At 63.8% G+C, this 16,991-nt stretch carries 20 protein-coding genes; 8 read left to right on the top strand and 12 right to left on the bottom strand.

Going from position 1 to position 16,991, the window contains the following annotated elements; translation table 11 throughout:
* Positions 1 to 6: 6 nt before the first annotated feature.
* Both Y704_RS0103705 and Y704_RS0103700 read right to left on the bottom strand, forming a co-directional pair.
* Positions 7 to 873, bottom strand: a complete 867-nt coding sequence (locus Y704_RS0103705) for a carbohydrate ABC transporter permease (RefSeq protein ID WP_026549103.1) — start codon at positions 871 to 873, stop codon at positions 7 to 9.
* Positions 870 to 1,862 carry a carbohydrate ABC transporter permease gene (locus tag Y704_RS0103700; RefSeq protein WP_173401118.1) on the bottom strand — a complete coding sequence of 331 codons (993 nt, stop codon included), beginning with the start codon at positions 1,860 to 1,862 and terminating at the stop codon, positions 870 to 872. Before Y704_RS0103700 ends, Y704_RS0103705 begins: the two co-directional genes overlap by 4 nt.
* Positions 1,863 to 2,164: 302 nt before the next feature.
* On the opposite strand from Y704_RS0103700, the gene infA reads away from it, so the two are divergent.
* From infA to Y704_RS18805, 7 genes are all read left to right on the top strand, one after another.
* Positions 2,165 to 2,386 (top strand): translation initiation factor IF-1, encoded by a 222-nt coding sequence (gene infA, locus Y704_RS0103695; protein WP_019481515.1) that lies wholly within the window; start codon positions 2,165 to 2,167, stop codon positions 2,384 to 2,386.
* A 21-nt stretch (positions 2,387 to 2,407) separates the two neighbouring features.
* Entirely contained in the window at positions 2,408 to 2,521 is a 114-nt protein-coding gene (gene rpmJ / locus Y704_RS0103690; protein WP_026531446.1) for a 50S ribosomal protein L36, read from the top strand.
* A 167-nt stretch (positions 2,522 to 2,688) separates the two neighbouring features.
* Positions 2,689 to 3,063, top strand: a complete 375-nt coding sequence (rpsM, locus tag Y704_RS0103685) for a 30S ribosomal protein S13 (protein ID WP_026549101.1) — start codon at positions 2,689 to 2,691, stop codon at positions 3,061 to 3,063.
* A 147-nt stretch (positions 3,064 to 3,210) separates the two neighbouring features.
* A complete protein-coding gene (gene rpsK / locus Y704_RS0103680) occupies positions 3,211 to 3,612 on the top strand; it encodes a 30S ribosomal protein S11 (RefSeq protein WP_026549100.1) in 402 nt (133 codons plus the stop codon).
* A 157-nt stretch (positions 3,613 to 3,769) separates the two neighbouring features.
* The gene (locus tag Y704_RS0103675; RefSeq protein ID WP_026549099.1) at positions 3,770 to 4,780 is read left to right on the top strand and encodes a DNA-directed RNA polymerase subunit alpha; all 1,011 of its coding nucleotides are present in this window, start codon (positions 3,770 to 3,772) and stop codon (positions 4,778 to 4,780) included.
* Positions 4,781 to 4,847: 67 nt separating this feature from the next.
* Complete coding sequence (rplQ, locus tag Y704_RS0103670) at positions 4,848 to 5,510, top strand: 50S ribosomal protein L17 (RefSeq protein WP_026549098.1); 663 nt, start codon at positions 4,848 to 4,850, stop codon at positions 5,508 to 5,510.
* 29 nt (positions 5,511 to 5,539) lie between these two features.
* Positions 5,540 to 6,493: a tRNA pseudouridine synthase A gene (locus tag Y704_RS18805; protein WP_051476664.1), complete on the top strand. Its 954-nt coding sequence runs from the start codon at positions 5,540 to 5,542 to the stop codon at positions 6,491 to 6,493.
* Here the strand turns inward: Y704_RS18805 and Y704_RS0103660 are convergent.
* Together Y704_RS0103660 and Y704_RS18800 are read right to left on the bottom strand one after the other, a co-directional pair.
* Positions 6,490 to 7,146 (bottom strand): prepilin peptidase, encoded by a 657-nt coding sequence (locus tag Y704_RS0103660; protein WP_035771526.1) that lies wholly within the window; start codon positions 7,144 to 7,146, stop codon positions 6,490 to 6,492. The genes Y704_RS18805 and Y704_RS0103660 overlap by 4 nt on opposite strands.
* Positions 7,139 to 8,815: a PAS domain-containing sensor histidine kinase gene (locus tag Y704_RS18800; protein ID WP_051476663.1), complete on the bottom strand. Its 1,677-nt coding sequence runs from the start codon at positions 8,813 to 8,815 to the stop codon at positions 7,139 to 7,141. The genes Y704_RS0103660 and Y704_RS18800 overlap by 8 nt, the downstream gene beginning before the upstream one ends.
* Before the next feature lie 206 nt (positions 8,816 to 9,021).
* On the opposite strand from Y704_RS18800, the gene Y704_RS0103650 reads away from it, so the two are divergent.
* Positions 9,022 to 9,816, top strand: a complete 795-nt coding sequence (locus Y704_RS0103650) for a response regulator transcription factor (RefSeq protein WP_026549096.1) — start codon at positions 9,022 to 9,024, stop codon at positions 9,814 to 9,816.
* A gap of 20 nt (positions 9,817 to 9,836) precedes the next feature.
* Here the strand turns inward: Y704_RS0103650 and Y704_RS0103645 are convergent, their stop codons facing one another.
* The 8 genes from Y704_RS0103645 to Y704_RS0103610 form a co-directional block, all read right to left on the bottom strand.
* Positions 9,837 to 10,721: a type II secretion system F family protein gene (locus Y704_RS0103645; RefSeq protein ID WP_026549095.1), complete on the bottom strand. Its 885-nt coding sequence runs from the start codon at positions 10,719 to 10,721 to the stop codon at positions 9,837 to 9,839.
* Positions 10,722 to 10,731: 10 nt separating this feature from the next.
* Positions 10,732 to 11,661 carry a type II secretion system F family protein gene (locus Y704_RS0103640; RefSeq protein ID WP_026549094.1) on the bottom strand — a complete coding sequence of 310 codons (930 nt, stop codon included), beginning with the start codon at positions 11,659 to 11,661 and terminating at the stop codon, positions 10,732 to 10,734.
* Positions 11,662 to 11,672: 11 nt separating this feature from the next.
* Complete coding sequence (locus tag Y704_RS0103635; RefSeq protein ID WP_253904225.1) at positions 11,673 to 12,980, bottom strand: TadA family conjugal transfer-associated ATPase; 1,308 nt, start codon at positions 12,978 to 12,980, stop codon at positions 11,673 to 11,675.
* A gap of 242 nt (positions 12,981 to 13,222) precedes the next feature.
* Positions 13,223 to 14,422: a CpaE/TadZ family protein gene (locus Y704_RS0103630; RefSeq protein WP_026549092.1), complete on the bottom strand. Its 1,200-nt coding sequence runs from the start codon at positions 14,420 to 14,422 to the stop codon at positions 13,223 to 13,225.
* Positions 14,419 to 15,183, bottom strand: coding sequence for a Flp pilus assembly protein CpaB (locus Y704_RS0103625; RefSeq protein ID WP_026549091.1), 765 nt, complete (start codon positions 15,181 to 15,183; stop codon positions 14,419 to 14,421). The genes Y704_RS0103630 and Y704_RS0103625 overlap by 4 nt, the downstream gene beginning before the upstream one ends.
* Positions 15,184 to 15,239: 56 nt before the next feature.
* Positions 15,240 to 16,289 (bottom strand): pilus assembly protein TadG-related protein, encoded by a 1,050-nt coding sequence (locus tag Y704_RS0103620; RefSeq protein WP_026549090.1) that lies wholly within the window; start codon positions 16,287 to 16,289, stop codon positions 15,240 to 15,242.
* Complete coding sequence (locus Y704_RS0103615; RefSeq protein ID WP_026549089.1) at positions 16,277 to 16,666, bottom strand: TadE/TadG family type IV pilus assembly protein; 390 nt, start codon at positions 16,664 to 16,666, stop codon at positions 16,277 to 16,279. Before Y704_RS0103615 ends, Y704_RS0103620 begins: the two co-directional genes overlap by 13 nt.
* A 77-nt stretch (positions 16,667 to 16,743) precedes the next feature.
* Complete coding sequence (locus tag Y704_RS0103610) at positions 16,744 to 16,941, bottom strand: Flp family type IVb pilin (protein WP_026549088.1); 198 nt, start codon at positions 16,939 to 16,941, stop codon at positions 16,744 to 16,746.
* Between the last annotated feature and the right edge of the window lie 50 nt (positions 16,942 to 16,991).

Below are 16,991 nucleotides of genomic sequence, written 5' to 3'. Positions count from 1 at the left end.
AGGCAGCTAGCCGGTGACCGACCCCTGGGTTAGTCCCGCGACTATGTAGCGCTGCAGGGCGGCGAAGATAATGAGGACCGGGACGATCACCATGACCGCACCGGCCATGAGGATGCCCCAGGCGGCGTCTCCCTCAGAATTGCGCAGCAGCGTGAGTCCGACAGGAAGGGTCATGTACCGGGGATCATCGACGATGATCAGCGGCCAGATGTATTCGTTCCACTCGCTCACGATGGTCACCAGGGCCACCGTGGCGATGCTGGGCACCGACACCGGAGCCACGATCCGCCAAAGGCGCCGCCAGTGCCCCGCGCCGTCGATCTCGGCTGCTTCGAGCAGCGAGGCCGGCAGGCTGAGGAAATGCTGGCGCAGGAGGAAGGTCCCGAAGGCAGTGCCCAACCCGGGAAGGATGATGCCCCACAAGGTGTTTCTGCCGCCCATGCCCGTGATCAGGATGTAGTTCGGGAGGATCGATACCTGGGGCGGGACCATCAGGGCCACAAGGATCAGCACGAAGATCAGCCGCTTGAAGGGAAACCTCACGAAGACCAGGGCGTAGGCGGTGAGCAGAGCGAGGACAACCTTGATGGCAGCGCCGGTGACAGTGACAATCGTGCTGTTGAGGAAGAACTGGCCGAACGGCACCTTGTCGGCGGCGGCGGAATAGTTCTCGAGGCTGAACTGGGCCGGGAGTACCGCGAGGTCGGTGGTGACGATCTCATTGGGCATCTTCATGCTGGAGAGGATCATCCAGAGCAGGGGAAGGAAGACGACGGCGGTGGTCAGGATCAGGGGCACGTAACCGCCGACGACGGTAGCAGCGAGGTTGCGGCGCGAAAGGGCCCGCTCGGGGCGCGTGACGGTGGTGCTCATGAGTAGTGGACCTTACGCTCGACGAACCGCAGCTGCAGCACGGTGGCAACCAGCAGGATGGTGAAGAGTATGACGGAGATGGCGGCCGAGTACCCGGCCCGGTTGAACGCACCGAAGGCCTGCAGGTATGCCTCGTAGACCAGCGTCGAAGTGCCCGAGCCGAGCGGGGTCATGATCCGGATGAGGTCGAAGGCCTGGAGCGAGCTCAACAGACAGGTGATGAGGAGGAAGAAAGTGGTGGGGGAGATCAGCGGGAGCTTGACGCTCCAGAAGGCACGCACCGCGCCGGCGCCGTCGAGCTGCGAGGCCTCCATGATGTCCTTGGGCAATGACTGCAGGCCGGCGAGGTAGACCACCGCGCAGTACCCGAGGTTCTTCCAGACGTACACGATGATGACCATGGTCAGCGCGAGGTCCGGATCATTGATCCACTGGGGGCTGGTGGCGCCGAAGCCCCGCAGGAACCAAGCGAGAACCCCGTACACCGGGTCGAAGATGAACAGCCATACCAGGCCCACGCCCACCCCGGACAGGACGTAGGGGGCGAAGACCGCGGACCGGGCGAAGGTGGTCCCGCGGATCCTCTGATTCAGTGCCAGCGCTATCAGCAGGCCCAGCACCATTGAACCGCCCACAGTGATGAGCGTGAACACCGCCGTCGTTCCGAGGACGCGGGGCGCATCGCCCGAGGTGAAGAAGGTGACATAGTTCCCCAGCCCGATCACCGTGGCGTTGCTGGAACCGAGTGTCCAGTTCAGCGTGGAGTAGTACAGGTTGTTCAGCAGCGGGAGGTAGGTGAACACCCCGATGAGCGCCAGGTTCGGCAGCACCAGGGCCAGGAAGACCAGCCCCTCACGCCTGGCGCGCGGCGAGAACCTGCGTTTCGAGCCCGCGGAATTCTTCAGGTTATCCCGCTTTGCCGTACCCCGGGACAGCGAACCGGATGGATCCGCGGGGGGAGGAAGAGGCTCAGTGTGGACCCGGCTCATGGAGGTGACCTCGAAGTGGTGGAGGAAATATCAACACTTCACCATAGAAACCGGTTCCACGGGGGAATTCAGTGGCGCTTTTCCTGCAAAGTTCGCAAATGGTTCACCGGGGGGTTCCCTGAACACCCTGCGCCGATTTAACTTCTGCGCGCGCGTAGCGTAACGTTGGCTGTTGGTTGTCTCTGCCATCGCGCCCATTTTGGGCCGGGCATCTCATCGCCGCGACTGCCGGGCGGGGTTCGACAATCAAAACCCAAACCCGCTCACCGTGCAAGTGGTGGGCACAGACGTTAGCGGAGGATATGGCCAAGAAAGACGGTGTCATTGAGATTGAAGGCACTGTGAACGAGGCGCTGCCCAACGCGATGTTCCGCGTTGAGCTCGCTAACGGACACATTGTTCTCGCCCACATCTCAGGGAAGATGCGCCAGCACTACATTCGAATCCTCCCCGAGGACCGGGTAGTAGTGGAACTGAGCCCGTACGACCTCACCCGGGGCCGTATTGTCTACCGCTACAAATAAGAACCGACGCAAAGGAAAACCATGAAGGTCCAGCCGAGCGTGAAGCGGATCTGCGAGAAGTGCCAGGTGGTTCGCCGCAAGGGCAACGTTCTCGTGATCTGCGAAAACCCACGTCACAAGCAGCGTCAGGGCTAACTACCTCTTCCCGAGGTTCTGCCCCGCACGTAGTAGTTCACATATAGGCAAAGCAGCGTTTCTCCATAAGGGAACGCACACCCCCGGCACGGAGGCCGGGGACCAGGAAACTTCTCCCGGCTTGTTTTGTCTCAGACCTCCGGTATTTCCAAAGGAGAACCGCCGATATGGCACGTCTCGCTGGCGTAGACATTCCCCGCGAAAAGCGGGTTGTCATTGCGCTTACCTATATCTACGGCGTGGGCAAGACCCGTGCAGAGAAGACGATCGTGGACACGGGCATCTCCCCGAATACGCGCGTCAAGGACCTCACCGACTCGGAGCTGCTTCAGCTCCGCGACTACATTGAAGGCAACTTCAAGGTTGAGGGTGACCTCCGCCGCGAGGTTGCAGCCGACATTCGCCGCAAGGTGGAAATCGGCAGCTACGAAGGCATTCGGCACCGCCGCGGCCTTCCCGTACGCGGACAGCGTACGAAGACCAACGCCCGTACCCGCAAGGGCCCGAAGCGTACCGTCGCCGGCAAGAAGAAGGTTCGCTAGATCCCCCACTGGCTCCCTAACGTGACTCGCTAGCGCTCGTCACGCCAGGGGACCCTCGGCAGCGGTGGCCCCTGCCAGTGCCCGGCAACAGACACTCGGTGGAACCAGCGAACACATGCTTAATCCAATACCTTCGTAGGAGAAGTAATGCCCCCCAAGACTCGTGGAGCGGTGCGCAAGCCGCGTCGCAAGGATAAGAAGAACATCCCGCTCGGACAGGCGCACATCAAGAGCACCTTCAACAACACCATCGTGTCCATCACGGACCCCAATGGAGCAGTCATCTCCTGGGCCTCCGCCGGTGAAGTTGGCTTCAAGGGCTCACGCAAGTCCACCCCGTTCGCTGCGCAGATGGCTGCCGAAGCCGCCGCGAAGCGCGCCCAGGAGCACGGCGTCAAGAAGGTCGACGTCTTTGTGAAGGGCCCGGGATCCGGACGCGAAACCGCAATTCGTTCACTGCAGGCCACCGGCCTCGAGGTTGGCTCCATCTCGGATGTCACCCCCAGCGCCCACAACGGCTGCCGTCCCCCGAAGCGCCGCCGCGTCTAATCGGCTTTTTCGGTCACCGAATCGCCCTGGGGAAGCATTTCGCTTCCGCAGGGCGGTTCGGTGCCGGTTTCAGAAGCTTTTGAGCCGGCTCACTAGCTGTCCCTTTCCACCATTTGTGTAGCGTCATATAGCGGATGCTCCCTGAAAGGAAATGTAAGTGCTTATTGCACAGCGCCCCACCCTGACTGAAGAAGTCGTCGCCGACAACCGCTCACGGTTCGTGATCGAACCCCTCGAGCCCGGCTTCGGTTACACCCTCGGAAACTCCCTTCGCCGTACACTCCTGTCCTCGATCCCGGGTGCTGCTGTCACAAGCATCCGCATCGACGGAGTGCTGCACGAATTCACCACCGTTCCGGGTGTGAAGGAAGATGTCACCGAGATCATCCTGAACATCAAGAACCTCGCCGTCTCGTCAGAGCACGATGAGCCCGTCGTGGCCTACCTGCGCAAGCAGGGACCCGGCGTCGTCACCGCTGCCGACATCGCGCCTCCGGCCGGTGTCGAGTTCCACAACCCCGACCTTCACATCGCCACCCTGAACTCGAAGGGCAAGTTCGAGCTCGAACTGACCATCGAGCGCGGGCGCGGCTACGTGTCGGCCTCGCAGAACAAGTCCGGCGACTCGGAGATCGGCCGCATCCCGGTCGACTCCATCTACTCGCCGGTGCTCAAGGTGACCTTCCGCGTGGAAGCCACCCGTGTTGAGCAGCGCACCGACTTCGACCGCCTGATCGTCGACGTCGAGACCAAGGACGCGATCGAACCCCGCGACGCCGTCGCCTCCGCAGGAACCACCCTGGTGGAACTGTTCGGCCTGGCGCGCGAGCTCAACACCGCTGCCGAGGGCATCGAGATCGGCCCGTCGCCCACCGATGCGGCCCTGGCCGCTGACATGGCACTGCCGATCGAGGACCTCGAATTGACGGTCCGCTCGTACAACTGCCTCAAGCGCGAGGGCATCCACACCGTGGGTGAACTCGTTGCGCGCTCCGAGGCCGACCTCATGGACATCCGTAACTTCGGTGCGAAGTCCATCGACGAGGTCAAGGCAAAGCTCGTCGAGTTGGGTCTGTCCCTGAAGGATTCCCCTCCAGGGTTCGACCTCGCCGCACGTGCAGCAGCCATCGAAGAGGACGACGCCGCATACAGCGACGAAGAGCTCTAACACCGCAGGATCCGCCTGTACGCCGTTCTAGAAGCGGCGTACAGGATCACTTAGAGGAGAAACAATCATGCCCACACCCACAAAGGGCCCACGTCTCGGAGGCGGTCCGGCGCACGAGCGCCTGATGCTCGCCAACCTGGCCGCCTCACTGTTCGAGCACAAGCGCATCACCACCACGGTCACCAAGGCCAAGAGGCTCCGCCCCTACGCCGAGCGCCTGATCACCTTCGCCAAGAAGGGCGACCTCGCCTCGCGCCGTCGTGTCCTCGGTGTCATCAGCAGCAAGAGCATCGTCCACGAGCTGTTCACGGACATCGCCCCCGCTGTTGCAAACCGCGAAGGCGGCTACACCCGTATCACGAAGATCGGCAACCGCAAGGGCGACAACGCCCCCATGGCCGTCATCGAACTGGTGCTGGATCCGATGTCGGCGAAGCAGTCGGTAGTCGCCGAGGCCGAGCAGGCCAAGACGACGCCGGCCGGCGCGTCGGCAGCCGCTCCGGTTGCCGCACCCGTCGCCGAATCCGCTGATTCACCCGAGTCCGCAGATTCCGTGGACTCAGCGGAGTCGGCAGATTCAGCACCTTCGGCAGAGTCGGCGCCGTCCGCGCCTTCGGCCGACGAGGTTGCCGAGGTTGCAGCAGAAGACACCACCATCGATGCCGAAGCCGGCACCGATGAGGTTGTTGTGGTCGAAGAGGGCACCACCGGGACCGGCGAGAAGAAGTAGTTCTTCTCCCGTACCCCTGGATCCGCTGAATGACGACGCACGAGCCCGCCCTCCCTTCGGGGACCGGCGGGCTTTTGCGTGTCCGGATCGACCTCGCGTACGACGGCGGTCCCTTCGCCGGGTGGGCGCTGCAGCCGGGACTCGCCACCGTTCAGGGTGTGGTGGAGGAAGCGCTGTTCACCCTGCTGCGCCGCCCTGCCCGGGTGACGGTCGCGGGCAGAACCGATACCGGGGTGCACGCGCGCGGCCAGGTGATGCACGTGGACCTGACGGCAGGGGAGTGGCAGGCCATGACCCGCGGCAAGGAACTCTCTCCCGAGGAGGCGATGCGCCGGAGGCTCACGGGAACGGTGAACCTCGTGCTCTCCCGTCAGCCGCCCGGCATCGGCAGGACGACGAGGAACGCCGTGCCCGCCGTCGTCGTGCGGGGAGTTCGCCGTGCTCCGACGGGGTTCGACGCGCGGTTCTCGGCACTCTGGAGACGGTACAGCTACCGCATCGCTGACGTGCAGGCGGGGCAGGATCCGCTGGCTCGGCACTCCACGCTCTGGTACCCGGGGGAGCTCGACGTCGGGCTCCTGAACGACGGCGCCGCGCACCTCCGGGGCATGCAGGACTTTCGGGCGTTCTGCAAGCCGCGCGCGGGCGCCACCACCATCCGCGAGCTCCAGCGCTACGAGTTCCAGCGGGAGCCCGACGGAGCGATCACCGCCACCATTCAGGCCGACGCCTTCTGCCACAACATGGTGCGGGCCCTCATCGGCTCCACCCTGATGGTGGGCAGCGGCGAGGTGCCGGCCGGATGGTTGAAGGAGCGGCTGGAGGCCGGGCTCAAGGATGCGCAGTCCATTCTGGCGCCGGCGCATGCCCTGGTGCTTGAGGAGGTGGCGTATCCGGGGGCTGATGAGCTCGGCCGCCGGGCGGCGTTGACGCGGGCCCGGCGTGGTCCCTCAGCACTGGACGCACCAGCCCCCGTGCCCTAGGTCGAGAAGATGAGAACGCTCCCGATGGCAGCGGCGATCATGCCGGGACCGAAGGGGAAGTGCGTGTTGCGGTCCGCCCGGCGTAGCAGCAGCAGGACCAGCCCGATTACTCCTCCGAGCAGGAACCCGCCCAGGAGGGCGCCCATCCAGGTCGCGGCGCCCAGGTAACCTCCGTAGATGCCCAGCACTCCGCCCAATTTGACGTCCCCCATGCCCATGCCTGCCGGGGAAATCAGGGCGAGCACCAGGTAGACGAGGAACATGGCGCCGCCGCCGAGGGCAGCTCCCGCAAGAGCGCCCCACCCGCTGCCGCCCAGAGCGCCGAGGAGAGCAGCGAGAGCCGTGGCGAGCAAAAACGGTTTCATGATCCTGTTGGGCAGGAGCTTGGTCCGCAGGTCGATCGCTCCGAGCAGCACGCCGAAGAGTGGCAGGACGAGGAGCAGGGCAAGGTCCCAGGATGGGCCGAAAATGAATGCCACCAGTGCGAAGAGCATCGCGGTGAGCACCGCGATGGGCACCCTCCAGCTTTCCGGGAGGATGGTGCGTTCGTCGCGGCCTGCGAGGGAATACAGGGCATACCCACACCCTGCGCCCAGTAGGAAGGCGGCGAGGGTCACCGCTCCGAGGAGGGCGCCGACGGGAACGCTAAGCATGGTCTGCGTAGTGCCGACCCGGAACCGGGGCAACGTTGCCGTTGACCGGCAGCACAACTGTGAAGGTGGTCCCTTCACCAGGCGAGCTTGAGCAGTGGATGCTGCCGCCGTGGCCTTCCACGATCGCCTTCGTGACGCAGAGGCCCAGTCCTACCCCCGGGATGGACGTCTTCCGCGCGGCCTCCGTGCGGTAGAAGCGGGAGAAGACCAGATCGGTTTCGTGCTGTGCCATACCCATGCCGGTATCCCGGACCCGCAGGTGAAGGGCGTCGGGAAGTTCCGCAACCGAGACGGCGACGGTGCCTCCGGAGGGCGAGTACTTGATGGCGTTGGAGAGCAGGTTGTCGAGGACCTGGGAGATGCGGAGGGGGTCGAGCAATGACCACGTGGGGGAGGGTACGTCCACCTCGAAGGACACTCCGGCGCTTGTGGCACTGGGTTGACTGGAACGGACACTCATCTCGATAAGCCCCGCAAGGTCTGTGGGACGCGGGTGGACGCGCACGCTGTCGCCCGCCGTCGTGAGGAGATCAGCGACAAGGTGGAGCACGCGATCGGCATTCCGTCCGGCGACGTCGATGTAGGAGGCGAGATGCGCGGGCAGCTGCTTGTCTTCGAGCACCAGCTCGAGGTAGCCAAGAATCGAGGTGAGGGGTGCATGGAAATCGTGGGAGACGTTCGAGATGAAGGCGTCCTTCGAGGCGACGGCCTCCACCAGTTCGGTGACGTCACTGCAGATGATGACCGATCCGGTGAGCTCGCCGGCGTCGTTGTGCATGGGCCGGCCGGCAGCGGAGATGACGCGCTGCTCGGGCCCGCTGCCGATCCAGACGAGGTGATTGGAGAAGGTCTCACCCGCAAGCGCTCGATGCACGGGCCGGCGGTTGGCCGGCAGGGGAGTAACGCCGTCCTTCTGGAAGAGCTTCTGCTCTTCCTCGGCGGGAAGCGAATCGCCGGATTTACCCGCCAGCCGGTGGAACAGTTCCTGCTGCCGGTTGGTCAGGGTGCTATGTCCGTTGCTGTCGACGGCGATGAGGCCCACATCGACGGTCTCGAGAATGGTGGTGAGTAGCCGTTCCCGCTCTTCGCTCGCCTGCAGGAGTTCCTGGACCTTCCGGTCTTTGGCGATGAGTTCCGTCTCGTGCGCCCTGGTCTGCCCCTTGGTGAAGCGAACCGCAAGGACCACTGCGACCATCACCACGGGCAGGAGCAGGGTGCTGAGCAACTCGGCCGCCGAGGTGGGCCCACCACCGAGAAATGGCCAGAGAACGAGCAGGAAGGAGCCAAGGAAGGAGATGAGGAGAGCCACCCACCAGCGGCTGCTGGAGGCAGCAACCCAGGCCACGGGGAAGATGGCGAGGACGCCAAAGTCCGGCTGGAGCCCTGTCGCGCCTTCCCGACATAACGCTATGGCAACGAAATCCAGCAGCGGTATGAGGAGTGAGGCATGGGTAGGCAGCCTGCTCCATGGGAGAAACGTGCTGAGCGCCGTGAGTACCGCAAGGAGACCCAGGCCGCACTGGAAGGTGCTGTTGCTCAACATTCCCGGGCCCAGGAGCGGGCCGGTGAGGGCGACGACGAAGACGATCAGGGCCAGCGGCAGCTGGCAGAGTACGACCGGAAGCAGGATGCCGAGCCGACCGAACACCGATTTGGCACGAACCAGCACCGAGCGGCTAGTCAAGGCCAGCCCGCGCGCGAAGATAGATTTGCATGTACCCCAACCACTCCCCAGCAGAATGCAGGACAGCCTTCAGTATGTGCCACGATGGCCGTTTTGGGGAGGGGCTTGTGTTGCAGATCAGCAGCAGAGTGCCTGATGTGGCTTATGGTCAATAGAGCAATGGGACGAACGGCTTCGGGGTGAAGGATATTGTGAGCGATCCGGGTGTGGCAGTGGTGATTGAGGACGACGCCGACGTGCGCAACCTTGTGGTCGCTGTCCTTCAGCAGTCAGGGTTTGACGTGCATGCGGCCGCCACCGGCAGGGACGGTGTTGAGGCAGCAAGAATTAATCAGGCGACGGTGGTCACCGTCGACGTGGGTCTTCCTGATATCGACGGCTTCGAGGTGCTTCGACGCATCCGGCAGTCCAGTGACTGCTATGTCATCATGCTGACCTCCCTCGGCGACGAACTGGATACGCTGACCGCGCTGCAGTCGGGGGCGGATGACTACCTGACGAAGCCCTTCCGGCCCCGGGAACTGCGCGCCCGGGTTGCCGCGATGCTCCGCCGTCCGCGAGGTACACCGGAGGTCGGGGCCGACGCTGCGCCGGTTGCAGCGTCCGTTGCGCAGGTGGTGACGGAAGTTGCTCCTGGTCGCGCAGCCCAGGGGACGAAGACCATCGAACACAACCGGCTCGTCCTCAGCCCCGACGCCCGCACCGCGTCGGTCCACGGCGTCGAGCTCTCCCTGACGCGCAGTGAGTTCGACCTGCTGGCCGACCTGGTGCAGAGCGGCGGGGTGGTGAGGACCAAGGCCGACCTCGTCCGGGTGGTTCGCGGGGACTACTACGCTGTCGATGCGTACATCAGTGACGCTGATGAACGTGCGATCGAGGTTCACATCGGAAACCTCCGGCGCAAGCTTTCCGAGGATCCGAAGGAGCCCCGCTGGCTGCAGACCATCCGGGGCGTGGGCTATCGCCTCGCGCCGAAGGAGTTTTGAGCCAAGTTGGCTGAGGTTCCTCACATGGCGCCGAACGTCTTCATGATGTTGATGACTGCGGGACCGAGGATCACGATGAACATCACCGGGAAGATGAACAGCAGCAAAGGAAACAGTACCTTGACGGGTAGTTTCATCGCCTTTTCCTCCGCGCGCTGGCGGCGCTTGACGCGGGACTGCTTCGCTTGGGCTCTCAGCACTTTCGCAATGCCGATTCCGTACTTGTCCGCCTGGACGATCGCGCTGACAAAGCTCTTGAGGTCCTGCACCGAGGAGCGCTGGGCCAGCGCCTGATATGCCTCGCGGCGTGGCCTGCCCACCTGCATGTCCTGAAGAGTCCGCATGAGTTCGACAGCTATCGGGCCCTTGCCATTGGCGGCCGCCCGGGCCATGGCGCCCTCGAACCCGAGCCCCGCCTCCACCGAGATGAGCATCTGGTCAAGGGTGTCCGGTAACTCCGTCTGGATCTGTTCCTGACGTTTGACCCCCGAGTTGTACACCAGCAGGTCCGGAATGAAGTAGAAGAGGACGGTGATGAAAAGGCCCAGAAAAACGATCCGCGGACTTGGAGCCTGGCTGAAGAGCAACAGGCCGAACGCCGCTCCGATGAGTGCAAGCGCAGGTTTCACCGCAAGGATCTTCTCGAGCGGCATGGCTGCAGGTCGGCCGGCCAGGCTGAGCCACTCGTCGATTTTCGCGATATAGGCCGCGGGCGTGAGTCTTCGCGCAAGCTCGGTCAGTGCCGAAGGGGTGTTAGCGGTCTGGCTGGTGCGTTGCCCCATCCCCCGGGCCAGATTGACGCGGATGGCGACCGCGGATCTCCGGTCCGATGTGGACAACGACCACCCCAAATAGGCGAGCGGAAATGTGATGCTCGCCGCTGCAATCCATACCAAGAGCGGCATGTCCGGCCTCCTAGAACTTGATCTTGATGGTGCGGCTCAACCAGAAGCCGCCGATGGCGTACATCAGTACAGCGGCAATGATCATGATGATGCCGAGCAGGTTCTCCACGAGGGTAAGGATGTACGGCGGATTCATGACAGAGAACAACAACGCAATGGCGATCGGAACTGCCATCAGAATGTAGGCGGACATTTTTCCCTCCGCGCTGAGGGCCCTCACCTGGGCCTTGATCTGGCTCCGCTCGCGGATCGTCTCGAGGACGTGTTCCATGACCTCGGCGAGGTCCCCGCCCACCTCCCGGTGAATCTGGATAGCTTGAGCAAGCCAGCGGAAATCCTCGCTATCCATACGGCGGGCGGCTTCCTCGATCGCGACCTGCGAATCCTTGCCAATGCGTGTCTCGTTGACGATGCGGGCGAGTTCCTCTGAGGTCGGTGCATCCGATTCCGCCGCAACCGCGTCGAGGGCCCGCATGACGCTGTGGCCGGCACGCAACCCACCGATGAGCGTCTGGATGGTGTCAGGGAGCTGGGCGTCGAAGCGGCCCCGGCGCTTGTCGCTCTTGATCGAAAGGACAGCCCGTGCACCAATAGGCACGATGACGGCAACAAGGAGCCCGAATAGAATGTGGGAAAGGAACCCGAACACGAGCCCCGCGACCAAAGAAATGGTCAGGATGAAGACCGTGAAGTCGGCGGACTTCATCTTCACGCCCGCGTTGTACAGCAGCTCCTTGCCGTACAGCCCGCCCGATTTACCAAGAACCTCGTCAACGGCACCGACGGTCGACGAACTGACCCTGCTGAACACCGAGAGTTCCGGGGCCACGTTGGGGCGCCGTCGATCGAGGGACACGGAACCTGCGCGGGGTTTAAAGACCACGACGAACAGTACCAACATCGAGAAGAAGCACAGCAAGGTACCAAGAACCAGGACCACCGGGGACAGCATCATCGCCGGGCCGCCGGGGCGTAGCCGGCGCCGAACACACTGGGGGAGACGTGGATACCCAGCTCCTCGAACCGGTCGAGGAAGCGGGGGCGGATGCCGGTGGCGACCGGACGGCCGAGGAACCGGCCCTGTGCGTCCATGCCCGCAGAGTAGTCGAACAGGAAAGCATCCTGGAGCGTCACGATTTCGCCCTCCATCCCCTGCACCTCGGTGACATGCGTGACACGCCTGCTCCCGTCGCGCATCCGGGTGAGCTGAATGATGAGGTCCACCGCAGAGGCAATCTGCTCACGGATAGCCCGGAGCGGTAAGTCCATTCCCGCCATGAGCACCAGCGTTTCGAGGCGGGCGATGGCGTCCCGGGGAGAGTTGGCGTGGACGGTGGACAGCGAGCCGTCGTGCCCGGTGTTCATCGCTTGCAGCATGTCGAGCGACTCACCGCCACGGCACTCGCCGACGATGATCCGGTCCGGCCGCATGCGCAGCGAGTTCTTCAGCAGGTCGCGGATACCCACGGCACCCTTGCCCTCGATGTTTGCCGGCCGGCTCTCGAGTCGGACAACGTGCGCCTGCTGCAACTGGAGTTCGACGGCGTCCTCGATAGTGACAATGCGGTCATCCTCGGGAATGAAGGACGACACGACGTTGAGCATGGTGGTCTTGCCCGTGCCGGTGCCGCCGGAGACGATGATGTTCAGCCGTGCCCTGACGCAGGCGTCGAGGAGTTCCGCCATCTCCGGGGTCAGCGATCCCCACCCAATGAGGTCATTGACCGTGATGGGAACCTGGGAGAACTTCCGGATGGTAAGGGAAGGCCCATTAACGGCCAGTGGAGGAATGATCGCGTTGACGCGCGAGCCGTCCTCCAGCCGCGCGTCGACGAGGGGCGACGATTCATCGATGCGACGGCCCACTTTGGAGACGATCCGCTCGATCACCTTCCGAAGGTGGTCGTCCGAGTTGAAGCGCAGGTCAGTGAGGATGAGGCGGCCCTTGCGCTCGATGTAGATCTGCTCGGAGCTGTTGACCATGATCTCCGTGATAGAGGGATCCTCGAGGAGCCGCTGGAGCGGACCGTATCCCATGACCTCGTCAGCGATCTCCCGGATGAGGCGGCGGCGTTCCTCGGGGGACAGGGGTACCTGCTCCTCATCGATGACGAGTGACAGTTCCTCCTTTGCCGTTTTCCGCAGTTCCTCCTCCGAGATCGAGGAGTCGCTGAAGCGGCTGCCCATGCGGTCGAAGAGTGCGAGGGAAGCACGGTGCTTAATGCCCGCGAGCGCATCAACCGCAGGGGCAGCCTGCACGGTGCTGTTCTTGATTGCCGCGCCAGGACCAGCGACGCGGGCGGACAGCGATGAGGCCGAGGGGCCAGTGATTCGCGGCGGGACGCGTGCCGCGACCGGCCGCGGAACGACTGCCACCGCCGGCGGTGAAACCTGCGGTGTGTTCTCAGGGGTGGCAACAGCTAGCCCTTCGGGCCGCGGGGCTTCCGCAGCGGTTGTATCGCCGGCGGCTGCGGGCAAGCGGTTCATCCGCTCCGAGAGTTTCATGCCACCACAGCACGTCGGTGGATCTGGCGCTGCGCCGCCGGAACCAGTGCTGGATTGAAACGGTCCACCAGTTTCTGGAGCCCGCGGTAGGCGGAATCCTTTGTAGTTCCCTGCAGTATCGGTATCCCCCGGTTGGTCGACAGCGGAAGGCTTCGAGACCGCGGAACCACCACGTCGATGGGAACGCCGAGGGTAGCCTCGACATCCCGGACGCTCAGGCCGCTCTTACGGTCGGCGAAGTTAAGGACAGTATGCCGGTTCCGGGGAAGGAGCTGGAGTTCGTTGAGCACCGAAAAGCACTTGTGGAGTCCCCGGACACTCGGCACGTCCATCCCGCAGATCCAGACGCCGTCCGTGGCGAGTTCCAGCGTCGCGAGGCAGTGTTCACCTAAGCCGGGGGCGGTGTCGACGACGACGTACCTGAATTCAGCTGCCAGCTGGTTGATCAGGCGGGTGACGTGCTCCGCGTTGATGTAGTCGGACTCGGCCGGGGAGCGTGGGGCGCAGAGGGCATAGATTCCGGCGGGGTGCACTGTCAGGAAGGCCTTGAGGACCATGGAGTCCTGCGCGGCTGCACCGTGGACCGCCTCGGTGATACAGTGCTCCGGCTCGAGCTGCAGCCCGGTGGCAACGTCCCCGAACTGCAGGTCGAGGTCGAGGAGGACCACGCTCATCGGGTCAATCCGGCCCAGCCCAATGGCGAGGTTGGTGGCGACCGTGGTCTTCCCGACACCGCCTTTGGGCGACATGACGGCGATGACCCGTCCCCGATTGTTCTCGCCCTCCGAGCCGGGGTGTTGGCCCCGCCGCCGGCTTTCCGCGGCGCTGCAGGCGCGCTCCAGGATGATTCGGAGTTCGTCCAGCTCTATCTCTGCGCTGATGACGTCGCGGATCCCTGCCCGCATAGCACCCAGCATCATGTCCTGGGTGGCTGGTGCCGTGAGGATCACGCTGATGTCGGGGTGCTGCAGGTCGAAGATGGCGGCGAGCGCAATCGCGTCATCAGGCCGTACTCCGGGTCCGAGGATCAGCACGTCCGGCTGGCCCCCGGTCACCTGCTGGAGGATCGCATTGGGTCCAAGGTGCAGGACTTCGGGGGGGAGGGTCTGCAAATCCCCCGCCAATGCTCCGGCGATGGCCTGCCGCACGCGGCTCTCGAATTCCCGCACTGCGGTGATGATCACAAACCTGCTCATTTGACTACCTCTGGGATGGTGATGACTGGTGGATCCGCCACTTCGGAGGTGTCGGTCTCCTTCGTCAGCCAGATCGTGCCGAATTCTGCTCCGAAGATGACTCGGCCCGCATCGGAGTCGTTCAGGGCGAAGGTGACGAAGGCGGAGCCGTTGGGCATCGCCACACCTTCAGCATTTGTGGAGTCCTCCGCTTCCGGTGCCGCCTGCTGAACAGCGATCACCAGGACGTTCTGGAAATTGAGGTTCGAATACTGCTTGAAACCGACCATCTCGTCGGGCAGCCGATCGAAGTTCGGGGCTTCTTCCTCAAGTTCGCCGGAAAGGTGGACGCCAACGGAATCACCGGCCTTGAGCCTTCCGGCCAGCATCCGCTCTGGTGCGAGCAGAACAGTTACTTCCTCCAGTCCGTCCGGTACGGGCACTGTCCCGGGCGCAAAATCCTCCGGGGCCACGAGTCGCTCGGCCAGCAGCTGTTCCCCGGGGAAGAGATCGACGGCCGTGATTTTTTGTTCCTGGCCGTCGAGGGTTGTGAGCGCCTGAGGTGTTATCGCCGATTGCACCAAAGACTCGCTCGCCACCTTGCTTCGAATGTCCTCGACAGAAGTTCCGGCGGGGATGCGCTCGCTCACCACGAGGACGTCAGTGGGTTCGAGGCCCTCCTGGGCGCGGCTGTCGGCTGCTCCCACGTAGAGAACGAGGAGAGCGGTTCCGATGACCGCCAGCAGGAGTGCTGCAAGTCCTCCAAATAGACGTGCTTTCACTGGTGGTAACTCCTCTGGTCATTCTGTGGGGGGTAGGGCGTCATGACGTGGTTTCTCTAGCCAGAGAGGCTGACGACTGATGCGCCGAAATTGGGGGCGGTGGGGGAGGTGGCCATGCCATCCTCGAGGGAGACGAAACGGGTGAAGAAGCCCTGGATGCCTCGGCAGTTCCCGTTGCAGTTGGGCGCGGCGGGGTCGAGGCTGGTCAGTGAGGGACCGCCGCCGAACTTGTAGCCCGTGATTTGGAAAGCGGCGAATCCCACCAGGGTGTAGGCACCGTTGCCCCCACTTCCGGTGGAACCGCTGAACAGCGGAATCAGCACCGGTTCGCCGGTGAGGGTGGCCAGTTCGGCCAGGCACACATTCGGAAAGTTGTTGCCGGGGTTGCTGCCCACCTCGCCCGCTCCGATGTCCACGAGTGCAGAGCAGCCGGCGCCATCAAGATCCAGCCAGCCGAAGCCTCCTGAGGTATACCCGTTCTGGGCGGCACAGCCGGGATACGTCGGAGTGTTCTCGTCGTAGCGCATGAGGATGTGCGTAGGGATAGGATCCCCGGCAAAAGTGCCGGTGGAGTCAAGCTGGGCACGTTGTGACGGACTGAGGAACTGCCGGAAGACACACTGACTGATGGTCCAGGGAAGGGTGCTGCCACCGGTAGGTGCACCCCATGCGGCGGTTGCGGAGGCCGTGATGTCGGCGTTCTCGATCCCGAGTGCCTGGGCGAAGGACAGGGAGAAGTGGTTCGCGCCGGTTCCGGCTTCCCGGGCGTTGGTTTTCACACGCACGCTGGTGGCGGTTGGAAAAGTGACGGAGGTGATGCCGCTCGTGGCGTCTCCGGCATTAGCATTGGCAAACGCCTGGCCCGTGGTGTTGAAGGCGCCGCAGTTCCCCCTCGAGCAGTCGTTCGCAATTGCGAGGGCGGAGCCGTCGGCACCGTTCTGCAGTTGGGCCTTCTCGGCGTACATAGCTCCGACGTCGACCGCCAGGGCGGCCATCCCTAGGAGGACCACCATCATCAGGGCGACCAGCACAGTCACCGCGCCGCGTTCGCTGTCCCCGGGCTGTGAAGTGACAGAGGCGCTACCCCGGCGCGTCATCCGCCGCATCGCATGACTCCTATGCCTTGGAGATTCATCGGAAACAGGCCTGCATCGAGGAAACCGGTCATCGACGGGAGGGCGATGCTCGTGGTGACCCTGACCGTTCCGCCGGGTGCGCAGGCTCCAGCATTATGGTTGACCGCGATGGGAAGGCTAGCCAGGGAGGGTGCGGCCGCACGCGCCGTTCCGGTGACATCCATGGTGCCGTCGTCGTAGTGGATGGCCGCGTGCCTCGCGCCTTCACGCGCGGCCTGGGTCAGGGAAACCTGGACGTTCATGACCCTGCCGAACTCGAGGATGCCGACGAGGATGAGCAGCAGGACGGGCAGAACCAGGGCCATCTCGAGGGCTACTGCCCCGCGTTCGCGGTTTGTTCTCTTCATGATTCTGTCCTTTCCTCGGTCGCTGGAGCATGAGACGACGATGGCTCCGACGGTGCTGCCGCCGGAGCCGTAACGTCTTACGGGTTGAGGTTTGCGGCGACACCTGTGAACAGACCCGCGATCCTGGGTCCGAGAACGAGCAGTCCGGCGATGACCACGACGGCGATCAGGGCGACCATCAGGCCGTACTCCACCATCGTGGCGCCCTTTTCGTTGGCCAGCCGAGCCTTGGCGGTGTGGAGAACGGTCGTGAGTGTTGCGTACAGTGCGATCATTGTTAGCTCCTTGAACAAATGGACGGGAAGTTCGGGTGGGGCTGACCTGA

Source organism: Arthrobacter sp. Br18 (genome assembly GCF_000520555.1).
Classification (GTDB): Bacteria; Actinomycetota; Actinomycetes; order Actinomycetales; family Micrococcaceae; genus Arthrobacter_D.
This window is presented reverse-complemented; position numbering and strand designations above follow the sequence as displayed.

Bases quoted from the DNA above. Each gene is read 5' to 3' on its own strand.
- Y704_RS0103705 (WP_026549103.1), bottom strand. From the start codon at position 873: ATGAGCACCACCGTCACGCGCCCCGAGCGGGCCCTTTCGCGCCGCAAC.
- Y704_RS0103700 (WP_173401118.1), bottom strand. From the start codon at position 1,862: ATGAGCCGGGTCCACACTGAGCCTCTTCCTCCCCCCGCGGATCCATCC.
- infA (WP_019481515.1), top strand. From the start codon at position 2,165: ATGGCCAAGAAAGACGGTGTCATTGAGATTGAAGGCACTGTGAACGAG.
- rpmJ (WP_026531446.1), top strand. From the start codon at position 2,408: ATGAAGGTCCAGCCGAGCGTGAAGCGGATCTGCGAGAAGTGCCAGGTG.
- rpsM (WP_026549101.1), top strand. From the start codon at position 2,689: ATGGCACGTCTCGCTGGCGTAGACATTCCCCGCGAAAAGCGGGTTGTC.
- rpsK (WP_026549100.1), top strand. From the start codon at position 3,211: ATGCCCCCCAAGACTCGTGGAGCGGTGCGCAAGCCGCGTCGCAAGGAT.
- rplQ (WP_026549098.1), top strand. From the start codon at position 4,848: ATGCCCACACCCACAAAGGGCCCACGTCTCGGAGGCGGTCCGGCGCAC.
- Y704_RS18805 (WP_051476664.1), top strand. From the start codon at position 5,540: ATGACGACGCACGAGCCCGCCCTCCCTTCGGGGACCGGCGGGCTTTTG.
- Y704_RS0103660 (WP_035771526.1), bottom strand. From the start codon at position 7,146: ATGCTTAGCGTTCCCGTCGGCGCCCTCCTCGGAGCGGTGACCCTCGCC.
- Y704_RS0103645 (WP_026549095.1), bottom strand. From the start codon at position 10,721: ATGCCGCTCTTGGTATGGATTGCAGCGGCGAGCATCACATTTCCGCTC.
- Y704_RS0103630 (WP_026549092.1), bottom strand. From the start codon at position 14,422: ATGAGCAGGTTTGTGATCATCACCGCAGTGCGGGAATTCGAGAGCCGC.
- Y704_RS0103620 (WP_026549090.1), bottom strand. From the start codon at position 16,289: ATGCGGCGGATGACGCGCCGGGGTAGCGCCTCTGTCACTTCACAGCCC.
- Y704_RS0103615 (WP_026549089.1), bottom strand. From the start codon at position 16,666: ATGAAGAGAACAAACCGCGAACGCGGGGCAGTAGCCCTCGAGATGGCC.
- Y704_RS0103610 (WP_026549088.1), bottom strand. From the start codon at position 16,941: ATGATCGCACTGTACGCAACACTCACGACCGTTCTCCACACCGCCAAG.